This window comes from Lacinutrix sp. Bg11-31, from assembly GCF_002831665.1.
Classification (GTDB): Bacteria; Bacteroidota; Bacteroidia; order Flavobacteriales; family Flavobacteriaceae; genus Lacinutrix.
In genome coordinates this window covers 3,392,733-3,408,305 of the sequence record NZ_CP025118.1, presented here as the reverse complement: position 1 = coordinate 3,408,305, position 15,573 = coordinate 3,392,733, and the positions used below count along the sequence as shown (strand labels likewise).

Annotated in this window: 17 protein-coding genes; 8 read left to right on the top strand and 9 right to left on the bottom strand. The window is 32.3% G+C overall.

Annotated elements, in window-relative coordinates; all coding sequences use genetic code 11:
- The first annotated feature begins 12 nt into the window (after positions 1-12).
- Genes CW733_RS15170 through CW733_RS15160 form a run of 3 tightly spaced genes read left to right on the top strand, consistent with a single transcriptional unit; the run spans position 13 to position 1,264 of the window.
- A complete protein-coding gene (locus tag CW733_RS15170) occupies positions 13-408 on the top strand; it encodes a hypothetical protein (RefSeq protein WP_100998196.1) in 396 nt (131 codons plus the stop codon).
- A 45-nt stretch (positions 409-453) separates the two neighbouring features.
- A complete protein-coding gene (locus tag CW733_RS15165; RefSeq protein WP_100998195.1) occupies positions 454-1,008 on the top strand; it encodes a sigma-70 family RNA polymerase sigma factor in 555 nt (184 codons plus the stop codon).
- Between the two features lies 1 nt (position 1,009).
- The gene (locus tag CW733_RS15160; RefSeq protein WP_100998194.1) at positions 1,010-1,264 is read left to right on the top strand and encodes a glycine dehydrogenase; all 255 of its coding nucleotides are present in this window, start codon (positions 1,010-1,012) and stop codon (positions 1,262-1,264) included.
- Here CW733_RS15160 and CW733_RS15155 read toward each other — a convergent pair.
- The gene (locus CW733_RS15155) at positions 1,244-2,074 is read right to left on the bottom strand and encodes a hypothetical protein (protein ID WP_100998193.1); all 831 of its coding nucleotides are present in this window, start codon (positions 2,072-2,074) and stop codon (positions 1,244-1,246) included. The genes CW733_RS15160 and CW733_RS15155 overlap by 21 nt on opposite strands.
- A 133-nt stretch (positions 2,075-2,207) precedes the next feature.
- On the opposite strand from CW733_RS15155, the gene gcvP reads away from it, so the two are divergent.
- The 5 genes from gcvP to CW733_RS15130 all read left to right on the top strand — a co-directional run bounded on the left by gcvP (position 2,208) and on the right by CW733_RS15130 (position 8,553).
- The gene (gcvP, locus tag CW733_RS15150; protein WP_100998192.1) at positions 2,208-5,057 is read left to right on the top strand and encodes an aminomethyl-transferring glycine dehydrogenase; all 2,850 of its coding nucleotides are present in this window, start codon (positions 2,208-2,210) and stop codon (positions 5,055-5,057) included.
- Between the two features lie 97 nt (positions 5,058-5,154).
- On the top strand, positions 5,155-6,213 hold the full coding sequence (locus CW733_RS15145) for a 3-oxoacyl-ACP synthase III family protein (protein ID WP_100998191.1): 1,059 nt from the start codon (positions 5,155-5,157) through the stop codon (positions 6,211-6,213).
- Positions 6,214-6,224: 11 nt separating this feature from the next.
- On the top strand, positions 6,225-6,761 hold the full coding sequence (locus CW733_RS15140; RefSeq protein WP_100998175.1) for a methyltransferase: 537 nt from the start codon (positions 6,225-6,227) through the stop codon (positions 6,759-6,761).
- A 66-nt stretch (positions 6,762-6,827) separates the two neighbouring features.
- Positions 6,828-7,679, top strand: coding sequence for a glycosyltransferase family 2 protein (locus CW733_RS15135; RefSeq protein ID WP_100998173.1), 852 nt, complete (start codon positions 6,828-6,830; stop codon positions 7,677-7,679).
- 22 nt (positions 7,680-7,701) lie between these two features.
- Positions 7,702-8,553: a glycosyltransferase family 2 protein gene (locus CW733_RS15130; protein WP_100998171.1), complete on the top strand. Its 852-nt coding sequence runs from the start codon at positions 7,702-7,704 to the stop codon at positions 8,551-8,553.
- 47 nt (positions 8,554-8,600) lie between these two features.
- Here the strand turns inward: CW733_RS15130 and CW733_RS15125 are convergent, their stop codons facing one another.
- From CW733_RS15125 to CW733_RS15090, 8 genes are all read right to left on the bottom strand, one after another.
- A complete protein-coding gene (locus CW733_RS15125) occupies positions 8,601-9,410 on the bottom strand; it encodes a DNA/RNA non-specific endonuclease (protein ID WP_100998169.1) in 810 nt (269 codons plus the stop codon).
- A 17-nt stretch (positions 9,411-9,427) separates the two neighbouring features.
- Positions 9,428-10,408: an FAD:protein FMN transferase gene (locus CW733_RS15120; RefSeq protein ID WP_100998168.1), complete on the bottom strand. Its 981-nt coding sequence runs from the start codon at positions 10,406-10,408 to the stop codon at positions 9,428-9,430.
- Between the two features lie 123 nt (positions 10,409-10,531).
- A complete protein-coding gene (locus CW733_RS15115) occupies positions 10,532-10,909 on the bottom strand; it encodes a Na(+)-translocating NADH-quinone reductase subunit F (protein WP_100998157.1) in 378 nt (125 codons plus the stop codon).
- Positions 10,910-11,041: 132 nt separating this feature from the next.
- A complete protein-coding gene (locus tag CW733_RS15110) occupies positions 11,042-11,914 on the bottom strand; it encodes a DUF4846 domain-containing protein (RefSeq protein WP_100998155.1) in 873 nt (290 codons plus the stop codon).
- Positions 11,915-12,007: 93 nt separating this feature from the next.
- Positions 12,008-13,321, bottom strand: a complete 1,314-nt coding sequence (gene nqrF, locus CW733_RS15105) for an NADH:ubiquinone reductase (Na(+)-transporting) subunit F (protein WP_100998153.1) — start codon at positions 13,319-13,321, stop codon at positions 12,008-12,010.
- Position 13,322: 1 nt separating this feature from the next.
- A complete protein-coding gene (nqrE, locus tag CW733_RS15100; protein WP_100998151.1) occupies positions 13,323-14,057 on the bottom strand; it encodes an NADH:ubiquinone reductase (Na(+)-transporting) subunit E in 735 nt (244 codons plus the stop codon).
- A gap of 72 nt (positions 14,058-14,129) precedes the next feature.
- Entirely contained in the window at positions 14,130-14,774 is a 645-nt protein-coding gene (locus tag CW733_RS15095) for an NADH:ubiquinone reductase (Na(+)-transporting) subunit D (protein WP_100998149.1), read from the bottom strand.
- A gap of 1 nt (position 14,775) precedes the next feature.
- Positions 14,776-15,573 carry a Na(+)-translocating NADH-quinone reductase subunit C gene (locus CW733_RS15090; protein WP_100998148.1) on the bottom strand — a complete coding sequence of 266 codons (798 nt, stop codon included), beginning with the start codon at positions 15,571-15,573 and terminating at the stop codon, positions 14,776-14,778.

The window sequence follows — 15,573 nt, the reverse complement described above, 5'->3', positions numbered from 1 at the left end:
AAAATAGCAAGTATGGACATTCATTTAAAAATAATAGGCGTTCTTTTAATTACACTATCTGTAATACATATTCCGTTTCCAAAGTATTTTAAATGGCATTTAGAGTTAAAACATTTAAGCTTAATAAATAAGCAAATGATGACTACTCACACCTTTTTTATTGCACTTACCGTTTTCTTAATGGGCTTGTTATGCCTAACCTGCTCACAAGAATTATTAACCACACCTTTTGGTAATAAAATAGCACTTGGTCTTGGTCTATTTTGGAGCATAAGATTATTTTTTCAATTCTTTGTTTATTCTCCCAAACTCTGGAAAGGCAAATTATTTGAAACCGCAATGCATATTATATTTTCAATATTATGGTTTTATTTAAGCATTGTGTTTTTCTTGATATATTTAAAATAGCAATAAAACAATTCTTTTTCTTTACTTTTGAAAAAATTGCCAGCTATGCCAGATCACAAAATAGATCCAAATCAATGGATTAATTTGTATTCAGACTACCTTTTTAACTATACCATTTCTCGTGTTAACGATAGAGATATGGCTCAAGATTTGGTTTCCGAAACATTTTTAGCAGGTTTAAAGTCTATGAAAAACTTTAAAGGTGAAGCAAGTGAACGTACTTGGCTTATTTCAATATTAAAAAGAAAAATTATAGATCACTATCGTAAAACAAATTCTAACAAAGGTAAAGCCGAAGTAAGAATGAGTTATAATAGTGATACAGAAACCGAAGGCGATTGGCTAGAAGAACGCGTAGCAGATCCTTTCGACAAAACAGCCGAAGACACTATTGAAAACACAGAATTAGGTGTTGCAATAAATAATTGCTTGGATAAATTACCAGCAAAACAAGCACAAGTTTTCGAAATGAAGACTATTTTAAATTACGATACAGAAGCTATTTGTAATGAATTAAATATTACTGCGTCTAATCTTTGGGTAATCATTCACAGAGCACGAACTGCTATGGCTGGTTGCTTAGAAAAAAATTGGTTTTAAGATGAGTAATAAAATATATTTAAGTTGTGAAGAAGCAAATCACACATGTGATAAAGCACAATATAAAGAAGCTACTCTTTGGGAAAAAATTAAACTAAATTTCCATTTAGCTTTTTGTGCAGCTTGTCGAAAATACTCTAGCAAAAATGCAAAACTAACTAAATTAGTAACAAATAAACCTGTAAAATTAGATGCTACAGAGAAATCGAAACTACAGTCGGCTTTCAAAAAAGAACTAGCAAAACAAAATAATTAGTAACCATATAATTGGAATACTTTCAACCCAAAAGGAACTGTAATAACGGTTCCTTTTTTTGTTTGCAAAAACTACAAAACACAGTGTTATTAAAACAATAATTAAAGTTTTAGTTAAGCTCTCAGAGCTTAATTCATCTTTAAAAAATTCAGCAACAAATAAAAGAAGCAATAAAAAAATACCCATTATTTTTGTGTACTTCACTCCTATTTTCTGTGGTATAGTTGCCAGCTTTAAGTTATCGAATTCTAAATCTCTAATCTCGAAAGGCAACATTAAAACAAATACAAAAACAAATCTTTGAAATGCGGTTATGTAAACATCTGCATTTATACCAAAATCATTATTAATTAATGGTAAAAACACAACAACACCTGTCCAAACTAATGAAATAACATAGACTTTTAGCCCACTAACATCACGAAGGTTTTGCTGATTATTTAAATAGAACTTTTTTGGTAGAAAAGGAATAGCATATAAAAAGGTAATTAACCCAAAAACACCAATAGAAATCGATGTTTTTAATTGCAATTGCATTGCGAAATAGCACAATAAAATAAAACAGACAAATGAAAAAACTTGAATCATTTTTAAAGCATCAGTTAAACTTCTGTGATGAAACTTCGCTATCCCAAAATACTTTACAAAATTATAACCTGTAATGGTTGCGAAAAAGATAAAATAAAGGATGTTTTCATCATAAGAAACATCAAATTCAATCAATGTAATCCAGCCCAAAGCATAGACGGCTAAAGCCACGTGAATACTACTATTCAAGTAAAAATCGAAAAGCTGTTTAATCAATCGCATGATACAAAGTTAAATTATAAAAAATAGTATCTGTTAATAAAGCCGTTAAATGGTTAAAAACTTTAGTTTTTTTTAAGAAACAACACCTTAAATTTTTATTATTTTTGCAGCTCAAAATTTACACACAACTACTATGAATACAAATACTTTCGCACTTCGCCATATTGGCCCAAGAGAAAACGATCAAAAACTAATGCTCGATGCCATTGGTGTGGACAGTATGGAGCAACTTATTTACGAAACTGTTCCAGATGACATTCGTTTAAAAGGTGACTTAAATTTGGATGTTGCCATGAGCGAATTCGAATATTCTTCGCACATTAACGAGCTTTCAAAATTAAATAGTATTTATAAAACTTATATAGGTTTAGGTTACCATCCAACAATTCTACCTGCTGTTATACAACGTAACATTTTAGAAAATCCGGGTTGGTATACTGCATACACACCTTACCAAGCAGAAATTGCTCAAGGTAGATTAGAAGCCTTGCTAAACTTCCAAACGATGATTACAGATCTTACCGGAATGGAATTAGCTAATGCTTCGCTTTTAGACGAAAGTACAGCTGCAGCAGAAGCAATGAGTTTATTGTTTGCAGTTCGCGAACGTGCACAAAAAAAAGCAGGTGTAAATAAGTTTTTTGTTTCTGAAACTATTTTACCTCAAACATTATCACTTTTACAAACAAGATCTACTCCAATTGGTATAGAATTAGTTATTGGTAATGAAAATGAATTTGATTTTTCTTCTGAGTTTTTTGGAGCTATTTTACAGTATCCAGGAAAAAACGGACAAGTTAGCGACATTAAAACATTTATAGAAAAAGCAAAAGCAGCAGATATTAAAGTTGCTGTTGCTGCAGATATTTTAAGTTTAGTAAAATTAGAAGCGCCAGGTAAATTTGGTGCAGATGTTGTTGTTGGCACAACACAACGTTTTGGTATCCCTTTAGGTTATGGAGGACCACATGCTGCTTATTTTGCAACTAAAGACACTTACAAAAGAGATATTCCAGGTCGTATTATTGGTGTTTCTAAAGACAAGAATGGAAATCGTGCTTTACGTATGGCATTGCAAACACGTGAGCAACATATAAAAAGAGATAGAGCAACCTCTAACATTTGTACAGCACAAGTATTACTGGCTGTTATGGCTGGAATGTACGCTGTTTATCATGGTCCAAAAGGTTTAACTTTTATTGCTAATCAAGTACATAACACAGCTTCTACTTTAGCAAATGCTTTAGTAAAATTAGGTTTAGAACAAACAAACACATCATTTTTTGATACCATTCAAATAAAAACAAATGCTTCAATTGTAAAAGATTTGGCAGAAAAAAGTAACGTAAACTTCTACTATCCAAATGAAGACACTGTTACTATTTCTGTAAATGAAACAACAAGACTTGTAGATCTAAATGAGATCATTTCAATTTTTGCTGAAGCTTTAGGAAAAGAAACTTTTACTATCGATAGCATTTCAGAAGTAAACAACATTCAAGAAACTCTTCAGCGTAAAACAGAATTTTTAACGTTAGACGTTTTCAATACGCACCATTCTGAAACAGAATTAATGCGTTATATAAAAACTTTAGAACGTAAAGATTTATCATTAAACCACTCAATGATTTCTTTAGGTTCTTGTACGATGAAATTAAATGCAGCAGCAGAAATGTTGCCATTAAGTAATCCTAATTGGGGAAGCATACATCCTTTTGTTCCTATAGAACAAGCCAAAGGTTACTTAACAGTATTAAAAGAATTAGAAGAACAATTAACAGAAATCACTGGTTTTTCTGGTACTTCTTTACAACCAAACTCTGGTGCTCAAGGTGAATATGCTGGATTAATGGTCATTAAAGCTTATCACGAATCTCGCGAAGATCATCATAGAAATATTTGTTTAATTCCATCTTCTGCACACGGTACAAATCCTGCAAGTGCTGTAATGGCTGGAATGAAGGTTGTTGTTACAAAAGCAACAGCAGAAGGTAATATTGATGTAGACGATTTACGCCAGAAAGCAGAATTACACAAAGATAATTTAGCAGCCTTAATGGTAACGTACCCATCTACTCATGGTGTTTACGAATCTGCTATTAAAGAAATTACACAAATTGTACACGATAACGGTGGGCAAGTTTACATGGATGGTGCTAATATGAATGCACAAGTAGGATTAACAAATCCTGGAAACATTGGTGCAGATGTTTGTCACTTAAACTTACACAAAACCTTTGCTATACCTCATGGAGGTGGAGGTCCTGGTGTAGGCCCTATTTGTGTTGCAAAACAATTGGTTCCTTTTTTACCTGGAAATCCAATTATAAAAACTGGAGGAGAAAATGCAATAACAGCTATTTCCGCTGCACCTTATGGTTCTGCATTAGCATGTTTAATTTCTTATGGTTACATTAAAATGCTTGGTGTTAAAGGCTTAAAAAAATCGACAGAAGTCGCCATATTAAATGCTAACTACATTAAGCAACGTTTACAAGGTGCTTTTGAGACATTGTACTCTGGTGAACGTGGTCGTGCAGCACACGAGATGATTATAGATTGTCGTCCGTTTAAAGCTAATGGTATTGAAGTAGTCGATATTGCTAAGCGTTTAATGGATTATGGTTTTCATGCGCCAACAGTATCTTTTCCGGTTGCAGGAACCATGATGATTGAGCCAACAGAAAGTGAAAGTAAAGCAGAAATGGATCGTTTTTGTGATGCTATGATTTCTATTAGAAAAGAAATTTCGGAAGCATCGAAGGATGACGATAATAATCCGTTAAAAAACGCACCGCACACAATGGCTATGGTTACAAGTGACGAATGGCTTTTACCTTACTCTAGAGAAAAAGCTGCTTTTCCTTTAGAATACGTACATGACACAAAGTTCTGGCCAAGTGTAAGACGTGTTGACGATGCCTATGGAGATAGAAATTTAATCTGTACTTGTGCACCTATAGAAGCCTATATGGAGGCATAATGCAGGCTTGAACGTCGTAAAAACAAATAACTAAAAAATTGTCTTTAATTTTTGATGCTTATCTTAGTAAACTAACTAAAGGCAATTCCCTTTTTATATGAATATTAAAATTACTGGAACTGGAAGTTACATTCCGAGCACTGTTGAGAAAAATGAAGATTTTTATAATCATGAATTTTTAAATGCAGATGGTTCTAAAATAAATAGCACTAATGAAATTATTGTCGACAAGTTTAAAGCAATAACAGGAATTCAAGAAAGGCGTTACATAAAGCCTGAATTATTGAATTCTGACATTGCGTTTTATGCTGCCGAAAAAGCGATTGCTGATGCTAAAATTGACAAAGAAACATTAGATTATATTATTGTAGCTCATAATTATGGAGATGTAAAACCAGATGCTGAACAAAGTGATACTGTACCTAGTTTAGCCTCTCGTGTAAAACATTTACTTCAAATTAAAAATCCAAAATGTGTAGGTTACGATTTACTTTTTGGGTGTCCAGGTTGGATTGAAGGCGTTATTCAAGCTAATGCATTTATAAAAGCAGGAATTGCTAAACGCTGCTTAGTTATTGGAACTGAAACACTATCTCGTGTTATAGATAAGCACGATAGAGACTCTATGATCTATAGTGATGGAGCTGGAGCAGTAATTGTAGAAGAAACCAATGAAGAATCTGGAATTATAGCCCACGAATCTGCTACTTTCGCACTAGACGAAGCTCATTTTATTTATTTTGGAGAAACTAATAATCCAGAAAATACAAGCCAACGACGATACATTAAAATGTACGGCAGAAAAATTTATGAATTTGCCTTAACTAATGTACCTCTAGCTTTAAAAGCTTGTTTAGATAAAAGTGGTTATGGAATAAATGATATTAAAAAAATATTAATTCATCAAGCAAATGAAAAAATGGACGAAGCTATTGTAAAACGTTTTTACAAGCTTCACGACATGAAAATGCCTAAAGGTATTATGCCAATGTCTATTACTAAACTTGGTAACTCTAGTGTAGCAACGGTTCCTACATTATATGATATGATTTTAAAAGGCAAACTTGAGAATCAAGAAATTAATAAAGGTGATGTTATTATCTTTGCAAGTGTTGGTGCTGGTATGAATATTAACTGTATTGTTTACAAACATTAAAATAACATTTCTTGTACGAAGGTAAATTTCCACATAAAAGATATAAACTCACATATCAGTTTTTAGAAAAACACATTTCTAAAGAAGAAAATATTCTAGATTTAGGTGTTTCAAATCCTTTTACAGAAGTCATGAAGAGTGGTGGATTTAAGATTAAAAATACTTCTGGAGAAGATATTGATGAAGACACCTCAACTATTGAAAGTTCTAATGCTACTGTTGTAACAGCTTTTGAGATTTTTGAACATTTACTATCACCTTACACCGTTTTAAAAACTATTAAAGCAGATAAATTAGTCGCCAGTATTCCTATGCGTTTATGGTTTTCTTCGGCTTACAGAAGCAAAACAGATAAATGGGATAGACATTACCATGAGTTTGAAGACTGGCAGTTTGATTGGCTTTTAGAAAAAGCAGGTTGGAAAATAATTGATCGTCAACAATGGACTAACCCAACTAAAAAAATTGGTATTCGTCCAATTTTAAGGTGGTTTACTAATCGTTACTATATAGTTTATGCCGAACGCATAAAAAACCCTAATTCATAAATTACAAATCCAAAACTTACTTGAAAGCCTTTGGTATTTGATATTATATTACTGTAATTTGTTTTCATGAACATTTACATTATCATTCCTGCTCATAACGAAGAAGATTGCATTGCATTAATGCTAGAATCTCTAGCTAACCAAACGCTTTTACCAAAGAAAGTAGTGGTTGTAAATGATAATTCCACAGATAATACTCAAATTATAATCGATAAATTTTCAGCAGAAAACAATTGGTTACAAAGTGTTTCAATTAAATCTTCAATAGAACATATTCCTGGAAGTAAAGTAATTAATGCCTTTTACAAAGGTTTTGAAACACTAGATGACAACTATGATATAATCTGCAAATTTGATGCAGATATTATGCTTCCTAAAAATTATTTAGAATCTATTGTTGCCCTTTTTCAATCTAACAAAAAAACTGGTATTGCTGGAGGTTTGGCTTACATAGAAAAAAATGGAGAATGGATTTACGAAACTGTAGCATCTAAAAACCATGTTCGTGGTCCTTTTAAAGCCTATAGAAAGGAATGCTTTCAAGACATTAGTGGCTTAAAGAAAAGTATTGGCTGGGATACTGTCGATATTTTATTAGCACAATATTATGGGTGGACTGTGAAAACAGACCAAGCTTTACAAGTTAAACACTTAAAACCTACAGGAAACTCATACTCAAAAAAGAGTGCTTTGCTTCAAGGCGAAGCTTTTTATAAGATGAGATATGGCGTTTTAATTAGCTTAATTGCTACTTTAAAAAAGAGCATAAACAATCGTGATTTTTCAATATTAGTCAATGATTTAAAAGGCTATTTTAAAGCAAAACGTAATGAAAAAGAATTTATAGTTTCGGAGGCTGAAGGTAAATTCATTAGAAAACTACGTTGGAAAGGTATTAAACAAGCTATTTTTGGTTAAATTCATTTTTTAAATTTATTATTTGAATTTCTATATCGTCATACCAGCTCATAACGAAGCAGATTTTATCGCTAAAACTCTAGAATCACTAGTCTCACAAACTTTACAACCAAAGTCTGTTGTGGTGGTAAATGATAATTCTACTGACGACACTCAAGCTATTGTAACAAAATTTATAAAACAACACCATTATATTTCAATAGTAAATATTGAATCTTCAAATTCACATTTACCTGGATCAAAAATTATTAATGCTTTCTATAAAGGTTTTGACACTTTAGATGATAACTATGATATTGTTTGCAAGTTTGATGCAGATTTAATTTTTCCTGAAAATTATCTCGAAACATTAGTAAAACATTTTCAATCTAATAAAATGATTGGCATGGCTGCTGGTTATTGCTATATAGAGCAAAAAAACATTTGGATTAGAGAAAAAATTACTGGTAAAGACCATATTCGAGGCGCTTTAAAAGCTTATACTAAAAAATGCTTTTTAGATATTGGAATGTTAAAAAAAGACATAGGATGGGATACTATTGATGAAATATTAGCTAAGTTTTACAAATGGGACATTTTACTTGATGATGATTTAAAAGTAAAACACTTAAAACCAACTGGAGCAAATTATACTAAACAAGCTAAACTATTGCAAGGTGAAGCCATGTATAAAATGCGATATGGATTTGTACTCACTTTTATTTTAGGTGTTTACAACGCATTTAAAAGAAGTGATTTTGGCACTTTTAATAGTTTTGTTTCAGGATATTTAAAAGCTAGAAAAAATAACTTTGAGCCTTTTGTTAGCAAAGAGCAAGGTGAGTTTGTTAGACGAGAGCGCTGGAAAGGTTTTAGAAAGAAGTTAGGATTCTAATATTTATTTGATGAGATTCACTTTTTCAAGGAATGAAAGATATTTTATTAATTAAAACTCCAATTCTTATAACTACTAGAAGCCTCTAATCTATTTTCCTTTTGGTCTTCTAATTCTGAAAAGAAATCGATTCCTGTTAGCTCTTCTACTTCATCTACAGATACTACAAATTTATATAAAGGTTCGCTAGACGCTTCGTGATCCATTAAAAAAGCAAGCATTTTGGTGTCTCCAGAATTATTATCGATAATTACTTTATAAAATCGATTTGGGACAGAGACTTTTTCGCCTCCTATGGTTTTCATATCACCTTTTAAAACACCACCAGAAACTACAAAAACACCATCGTATTTACTTGCCCAATAGCGCGTTTTTTGCTCTAAACGATTCCAAACACCTGCATTAAAATCGTGTTTTTGTGGTGAAATATTCGATGTTAAAAACGTTTCGTCGTGTGCTTCTTGGCTATATTTCCTATCTCCTGCTGGACATAAATGTCCACGATCGTAACCAGATTTTTTATAGTTTCGCCAATGTGCAGCTGTTGTTTTTACAGCATTATCAATTTCAAAGTAAGGTCGTTTAAAATTGGTACTACTTAAATGAGACTTTTTAAGTTCGTAAGCAACCCACTCTGCTTGTTCGTGTGGTTCGCTGTAACTTAAACTATAACCATCATGATGCACTATTTGTCCTGTTGTGCTTGTTGGCAAGAAGTATTCGTTGGTGTCTTCTTTTACTATAGTTCCTCCTGCTACAACTTTTTCTTGCTCTTCATTAATTAAATATTCTTTAGCTAATAATGTTGCTATTATTACTATTGCGGTAAGTATTGAGTATTTAGTTTTGTTGTTCAATTTATTTTCTAATTTAATTATTCTTTAAACCCATTAACATCTAAAACTTCAAATTCCTGCTCACCATTTTCGTATATAATATACGCTTTCAATTCTGGATGTTTAACTAAAAAAGTTTTAGCATCTTCAATTCCCATGGCTTGTAAAGCTGTTGCATAGCCATCTGCAAACATACACGTATCTGCAATTACCGAAACGCTCAATATATTTGTTTTACTTGGGTAACCCGTTTTAGTATTGATAATATGAGCATAACGATTACCATTTTCGTCTACTTTAAATTTTCTATACGTTCCTGATGTTGCCATTGCTTTGTCTTTAAGCTCTAAAATGGTATTTGTACTTTGAGTATCATCGAAATTAGGGTTTTCAATACCAACAGTCCAAGGACTTAACTTATCGATGTTTATGCCTTTTGTTCTTAATTCACCACCAATATTAACCATGTAATTTTTGATAGCTTTAGATTCTAAAAATTCTCCAATAACATCTACTGCGTAACCTTTAGCAATAGCATTAAAATCGATAAAAGCACCACTTGTTTTTTTTATGGTACTATCTACTAATCCTACTTTATTAAAACCAACATATTGTTTTAAACTATCAATTTTTAAGCTATCTAGTTTTGCTTTAGGTTTCTCAGATCCAAAATCCCAAGCATTAACAAACTTACCAATGGTAGGGTCGAAAACACCTTCTGTTTCTCTATATAGTTTCTTTGATGCTTTAAATACTTTAATAAAGTGAGCATCGATACCTACAGTTTCATTTCTGTTTAACTTTGAAATATCCGAATTCACCTGATAATTAGACATCGATTTATTGATGATAAAAAAGAGACTATCAAACTGCTTCTGGTGGTTTTCATTGTTTTGTGAAGCAAAAGTAACATCATAAAATGTTCCAAAAACAGGTCCTGAAACTTTAATGTTTTTAAACTCTTGCTTACATGAAACAAGTGAAATGATAAAGAATAGTAGAATTATAGTTTTCTTCATATAAAAAAGAGTACGTCGTTGCGAGAACAAAGGACGTGGCGATCTCATGATTTTTGTGTTATTTAAAAGATTGCTGCGTCGCAAAAAGCGTCTCGCAATGACGATGCAATCTTGATTTTATTCTTAATTAAAATTAGTCTCTAAAACTTGAATGCCATTGTATTCGATTAAATATTCTTCGTCTAAAAAAATTGGCAACGATTCTCCATTTGGGTTACCTAAACCAACTCCTGCGTATAATACTTTAGCATCATGTTCGCGAGCATGTTCTTTAAAAGACTCCATCCAAACCACATCGTAATTATTAGCATTATCTGGTAATAGTACTGCTTTAACAATTACGAAAAAATGTTTTTTATTAGTATCCATACAAACAAATTGAGGGTGCTTTTTAAGTTTACTATTTATTGCAATAAACTCGAAACCTCGTTTTTCGAGGTCTTTACCAACATGGTTCATAGCAAGGTTGTGAAGTTCTTGTGGTGTTAAAGGTTTACTCATGGTACTTTCCGCGAAAGCGGTAAACTTTTTTTATTTCCCACATAAGTGGAATCTAATTAATTAAAGAACAAAAGTACAATAAAGCATTATTAATAGAAAGTGGATTCCGTATCAAGTACGAAATTGAAGAAGTTATTTAAACCTAGCAAATTTAGAATAGTAAAACGTGTAGTTAGATACTGGAATTAAAGCATTCATTTTTAAATTGTACCAAGGTGAAATTTCACTGTCTTCTAAATTTTTTACTAAATGAACACTTTGGGCAGGAGTATTACCTTGAAATAATAGAAATAGCTTTTCTCTTTTTTCGTTTACAACTGCATCTCCAAGCATAACAATATGACCTGGACTTCCGCCTTTTATAAGCATATCTCCAATTTCTAAGTCTTTAACAGAAGTGATTGCTTTTAACTCTTGAGACAAGGATAAAGTACCTGAATACATATAAATAAGGTTAAGGTATTTATAGAAGTTCTCTTTTGAAGCATTCGCTGAAGCTGTTTTGCTAAACGTTACTTTATTGCCTTTAATATTTGGTCTATAACCTTCGGCATATTTCTTCCAAGAACAATAATGTCCTGAGGTGAAATTAAAGCCTATCTCACTCTTTCTATTAGTATCCCAAAGGTATTCGCTTCTTATTCTAATTAAAGCATCAGCACATTGCTGTAATCCGTTTTTAGGTACTAGAATATCTAATATCCCAATATGGCCTTGTTGCCAGTAATACTCGCTATTATCATAATTAATAATCTTATTGCCAAATGGCTTTAAACTATAGTTACGTAAATATTCCTGAAATGACCCTTTTGGATATTTTACACGCTTGTAACCTTTAGGTATTTTAACTCTAGAACTTATAGTTAAACTATCTTTTGAAATTAGACTTGTTTTAGAAACAACAGACTTAGAAACATAATTCACAGTTTCTTTTACGGGTGTAAATTGAAACACTAAAGAAACAACTGCAATTAGTAATATAAGAATAAGTAGTATTTTCTTCATAATATTACCAACGTAAAAACCCAACACTTTCGTATTGGGTTTTTAATTTTATTATAGTTTCTCGGTAATGAGATTTAGATTTTAAAATAAATTTTAACCTCCAAAATCATCAAAACGGATATTTTCATCGTCAAGACCAAAATCCTCACCCATTTTCTGAACCGCTTGATTCATTAATGGTGGTCCACAGAAATATAGTTCTATATCTTCTGGAGTTTCATGCTTAGATAAATATTGATCGATTACTACTTGGTGAATAAACCCAGTAAATCCATCGCCATTAGGATCTTCAACACTCTGTTTAAGTTGCCAGTTATCTGCTTCAGTAGGATCTGATAATGCGATAAAGAATTTAAAATTTTGAAAATCTTTCTCTAATGCTCTAAAGTAATGGATGTAGAATAATTCTGCTTTAGAACGTCCACCATACCAATATGTTACTTTTCTTCCTGTTTTTAATGTTCTAAACAATTCATATAAATGAGAACGCATTGGTGCCATACCTGCTCCACCACCTACATAAAGCATTTCAGCTTCAGACTCATTAATAAAGAATTCACCGTAAGGTCCAGAAATTGTTACTTTATCTCCTACTTTTTGGTTAAAAATATATGAAGAAGCTACACCTGGATTAACGTCCATCCATCCGCCTTTTGCGCGATCGAAAGGAGGTGTTGCTACACGTACATTAAGCATGATTTTTCTACCTTCTGCAGGATAAGAAGCCATAGAATAAGCACGTTCAACCAATTCTTTATTTTTCATAACTAATGGCCTTAAACCAAACTTGTCCCAATCTGCTTCAAATTTATTTGGTTCACCTGGATGATCTTCTGGGTGAGCAGTAACATCCATTTCTGAGTAATTTATTTCACATTCTGGGATTTCAATTTGAATATACCCACCAGCTTTATATCCCATATCTTCAGGGATTTCAACTACAAATTCTTTAATAAAAGTGGCCACATTATAGTTTGAAACTACAGTTGCTTCCCATTTTTTAATTCCGAAAACTTCTTCAGGAATTGTAATTTCCATGTCTTGTTTCACTTTTACCTGACAAGATAAACGTGCGCCATGAGCTAATTCTTTTCTAGAAAAGTGAGGTGTTTCTGTAGGTAATGCTTCGCCACCTCCAGATAGTACGTGACATTCACATTGAATACATGTTCCACCACCACCACAAGCCGATGGTAAGAAAATTTTATTACCACCTAAAGTAGATAATAATGTATCTCCAGATGCTACTTCTATTTCACGTTCACCATTAATTAAGATCTTTACTGGACCTGATGGTGATAGTTTTTGCTTTACAAATAATAATAAACTTATTAGTACTAACGCAATAATTAAAAACGCTACTACTGTTGTTATTACTGTTGCTCCTGTTCCTGCTGCTAAAATCATACTATTCTGCTATTTTAGTGTTTTCGGCTAATACCTTAGCGTCTTCAGTTTGTGTTTTTTCTATTTGTGCTGTTGGCTCTGGAGAAGCTTCTTCTTCGTCTCCACCTGTTAACATACCACCAAAACTTAAAAATCCAATTCCCATTAAACCTGTAATGATAAATGTAATTCCTAATCCTCTTAAAGGTGCAGGCACATTAGAATATCTAATTTTTTCTCGAATAGCTGCAATTGCTAAAATTGCTAAAAACCAACCAATTCCAGAAGACACTCCATAATTTACTGCTAAACCAAACGTTTCAATTTCACGAGACTGCATAAATAATGAACCACCTAAAATGGCACAGTTTACTGCAATTAATGGTAAGAAAATACCAAGTGAATTATATAATGATGGTGAGAATTTCTCTACCACTATCTCTACTAATTGTACCATTGTTGCAATGGTTGCAATAAACATAATGAAAGAAAGGAAACCTAAATCCATACCAGAGAAACCTTCTCCGTTTGAACTCCCATCTAACCAAGCTAATGCTCCTGGTTGTAATAAATATTGATCTAACAACCAGTTTAATGGTACAGTGATCGCTAATACAAATATTACGGCTGCTCCAAGTCCAACTGCTGTTGCAACTTTTTTAGAAACGGCTAAGTATGAACACATACCCAAGAAAACCGCAAACACCATATTGTCAACAAAAATTGACTTGAAAAATAATTCTAAATGTTCTATCATTTTTATATTCTTTTAGTTTCGTCTTGAGTAAGCGACTGCCAACTGATGACTGAAAACTGTTTACTTTATTTCTTAATCCTCGATTAAATCTTTATTTCTACTACGTTGTACCCAGATTATTAATCCTACAATTATTAAAGCCATTGGAGGCATTAACATAAAACCATTGTTTTCGTAACCTAAAGCATAAACTCCAGTCATTTCGATAGGATCTCCTAAAACAGGAATTCCGAAAAGTGTACCAGAACCTAAAAGCTCTCTAAAGAAACCTACAATTACTAAAATAACTGCATATCCTAAAGCATTACCAATACCATCTAAAAACGATTGCCATGGTTTGTTTGCTAAAGCAAAAGCTTCAAAACGTCCCATAATAATACAGTTGGTAATAATTAAGCCAATAAATACCGAAAGTGTTTTACTTAAGTCGTAAGCAAAAGCTTTAAGTACTTGATCTACAATAATTACTAAAGCTGCAACAACAATTAGCTGTACAATAATTCTAATTTTTGAAGGTATTATGTTTCTCATTAAAGAGATTACAACATTACCAACTCCTAATACAAACAATACAGCAATTCCCATTACTAAAGAAGCTTTAAGCTCTGCAGTAATTGCTAAAGCAGAACAAATACCTAATACTTGAATAGTAATTGGGTTATTATCTGCTAATGGATCTGTGATTAACTTTGCGTCTTTTTTTGAAAGTAGTCCCATATTATTTTAAGTTTTTAAAGTAAGGTAAATACAATTTTAAATCTTTCTTTATCATTGCAGATACACCATCTCCTGTAATTGTTGCTCCTGCTAGAGCATCAACTTCGTTATCATCTTTTATCTTGTTAACTGGATCGTTGTTTCCTTTAGCTACTTTGATTCCTTTAAAAACACCAGCATCATTTAATAATTTTTCACCTTGGAAATCATCCATAAAGTAACGTTGCTTAATGTTTGCTCCTAAACCAGGAGTTTCACCAGCATGATCGAAAAACGCGCCTTGAACAACCATGTCTTTATCTAAAGTAACATAGCCCCAAATTGCATCCCAAAGCCCTTTTCCTCTAACAGCAGTAACATAAACTGTTTTACCATCTTGGGTTCCTTTAAATAAAGGCAAAAATCTTGACTCACCGTTTTTCGCTTTAGTTTGTTCCTTTTTAATATCTATTAAATAAGGTTCTTTTCCTGCGCCTTGGTCTTTAGATTTCATGAACTCATCACGAGTCATTTCTTTTAAAACCTTTCCGCCTTTTACTTCTAGAACTATTTGCTCTGAAACATTAGTTTTAAAAGCATCTGCTACTTTAGCTTTCTCTACAAAAGTAATATCTCCAGTACCTTCGTTACCATTAATTCCCATAGCATAGAGAATATTCTGCTGCCTTTCGATTTCTTTGTTTTTCGTAATCGCAGGCTTTAAAGACGATGCTGTAAAGGCTAATACTGATCCAACAACTACTACCATTGCAATAGCAAAGAGTATAGTATATGAGTTTTTATCTGTGTTAACTGCCAT

What these genes read in the sequence shown, in the direction of transcription:
- CW733_RS15170 (WP_100998196.1), top strand. Translation starts at nt 13, where the DNA reads ATGGACATTCATTTAAAAATAATAGGCGTTCTTTTAATTACACTATCT.
- CW733_RS15165 (WP_100998195.1), top strand. Translation starts at nt 454, where the DNA reads ATGCCAGATCACAAAATAGATCCAAATCAATGGATTAATTTGTATTCA.
- CW733_RS15160 (WP_100998194.1), top strand. Translation starts at nt 1,010, where the DNA reads ATGAGTAATAAAATATATTTAAGTTGTGAAGAAGCAAATCACACATGT.
- CW733_RS15155 (WP_100998193.1), bottom strand. Translation starts at nt 2,074, where the DNA reads ATGCGATTGATTAAACAGCTTTTCGATTTTTACTTGAATAGTAGTATT.
- gcvP (WP_100998192.1), top strand. Translation starts at nt 2,208, where the DNA reads ATGAATACAAATACTTTCGCACTTCGCCATATTGGCCCAAGAGAAAAC.
- CW733_RS15145 (WP_100998191.1), top strand. Translation starts at nt 5,155, where the DNA reads ATGAATATTAAAATTACTGGAACTGGAAGTTACATTCCGAGCACTGTT.
- CW733_RS15135 (WP_100998173.1), top strand. Translation starts at nt 6,828, where the DNA reads ATGAACATTTACATTATCATTCCTGCTCATAACGAAGAAGATTGCATT.
- CW733_RS15120 (WP_100998168.1), bottom strand. Translation starts at nt 10,408, where the DNA reads ATGAAGAAAACTATAATTCTACTATTCTTTATCATTTCACTTGTTTCA.
- CW733_RS15115 (WP_100998157.1), bottom strand. Translation starts at nt 10,909, where the DNA reads ATGAGTAAACCTTTAACACCACAAGAACTTCACAACCTTGCTATGAAC.
- CW733_RS15110 (WP_100998155.1), bottom strand. Translation starts at nt 11,914, where the DNA reads ATGAAGAAAATACTACTTATTCTTATATTACTAATTGCAGTTGTTTCT.
- nqrF (WP_100998153.1), bottom strand. Translation starts at nt 13,321, where the DNA reads ATGATTTTAGCAGCAGGAACAGGAGCAACAGTAATAACAACAGTAGTA.
- nqrE (WP_100998151.1), bottom strand. Translation starts at nt 14,057, where the DNA reads ATGATAGAACATTTAGAATTATTTTTCAAGTCAATTTTTGTTGACAAT.
- CW733_RS15095 (WP_100998149.1), bottom strand. Translation starts at nt 14,774, where the DNA reads ATGGGACTACTTTCAAAAAAAGACGCAAAGTTAATCACAGATCCATTA.
- CW733_RS15090 (WP_100998148.1), bottom strand. Translation starts at nt 15,573, where the DNA reads ATGGCAGTTAACACAGATAAAAACTCATATACTATACTCTTTGCTATT.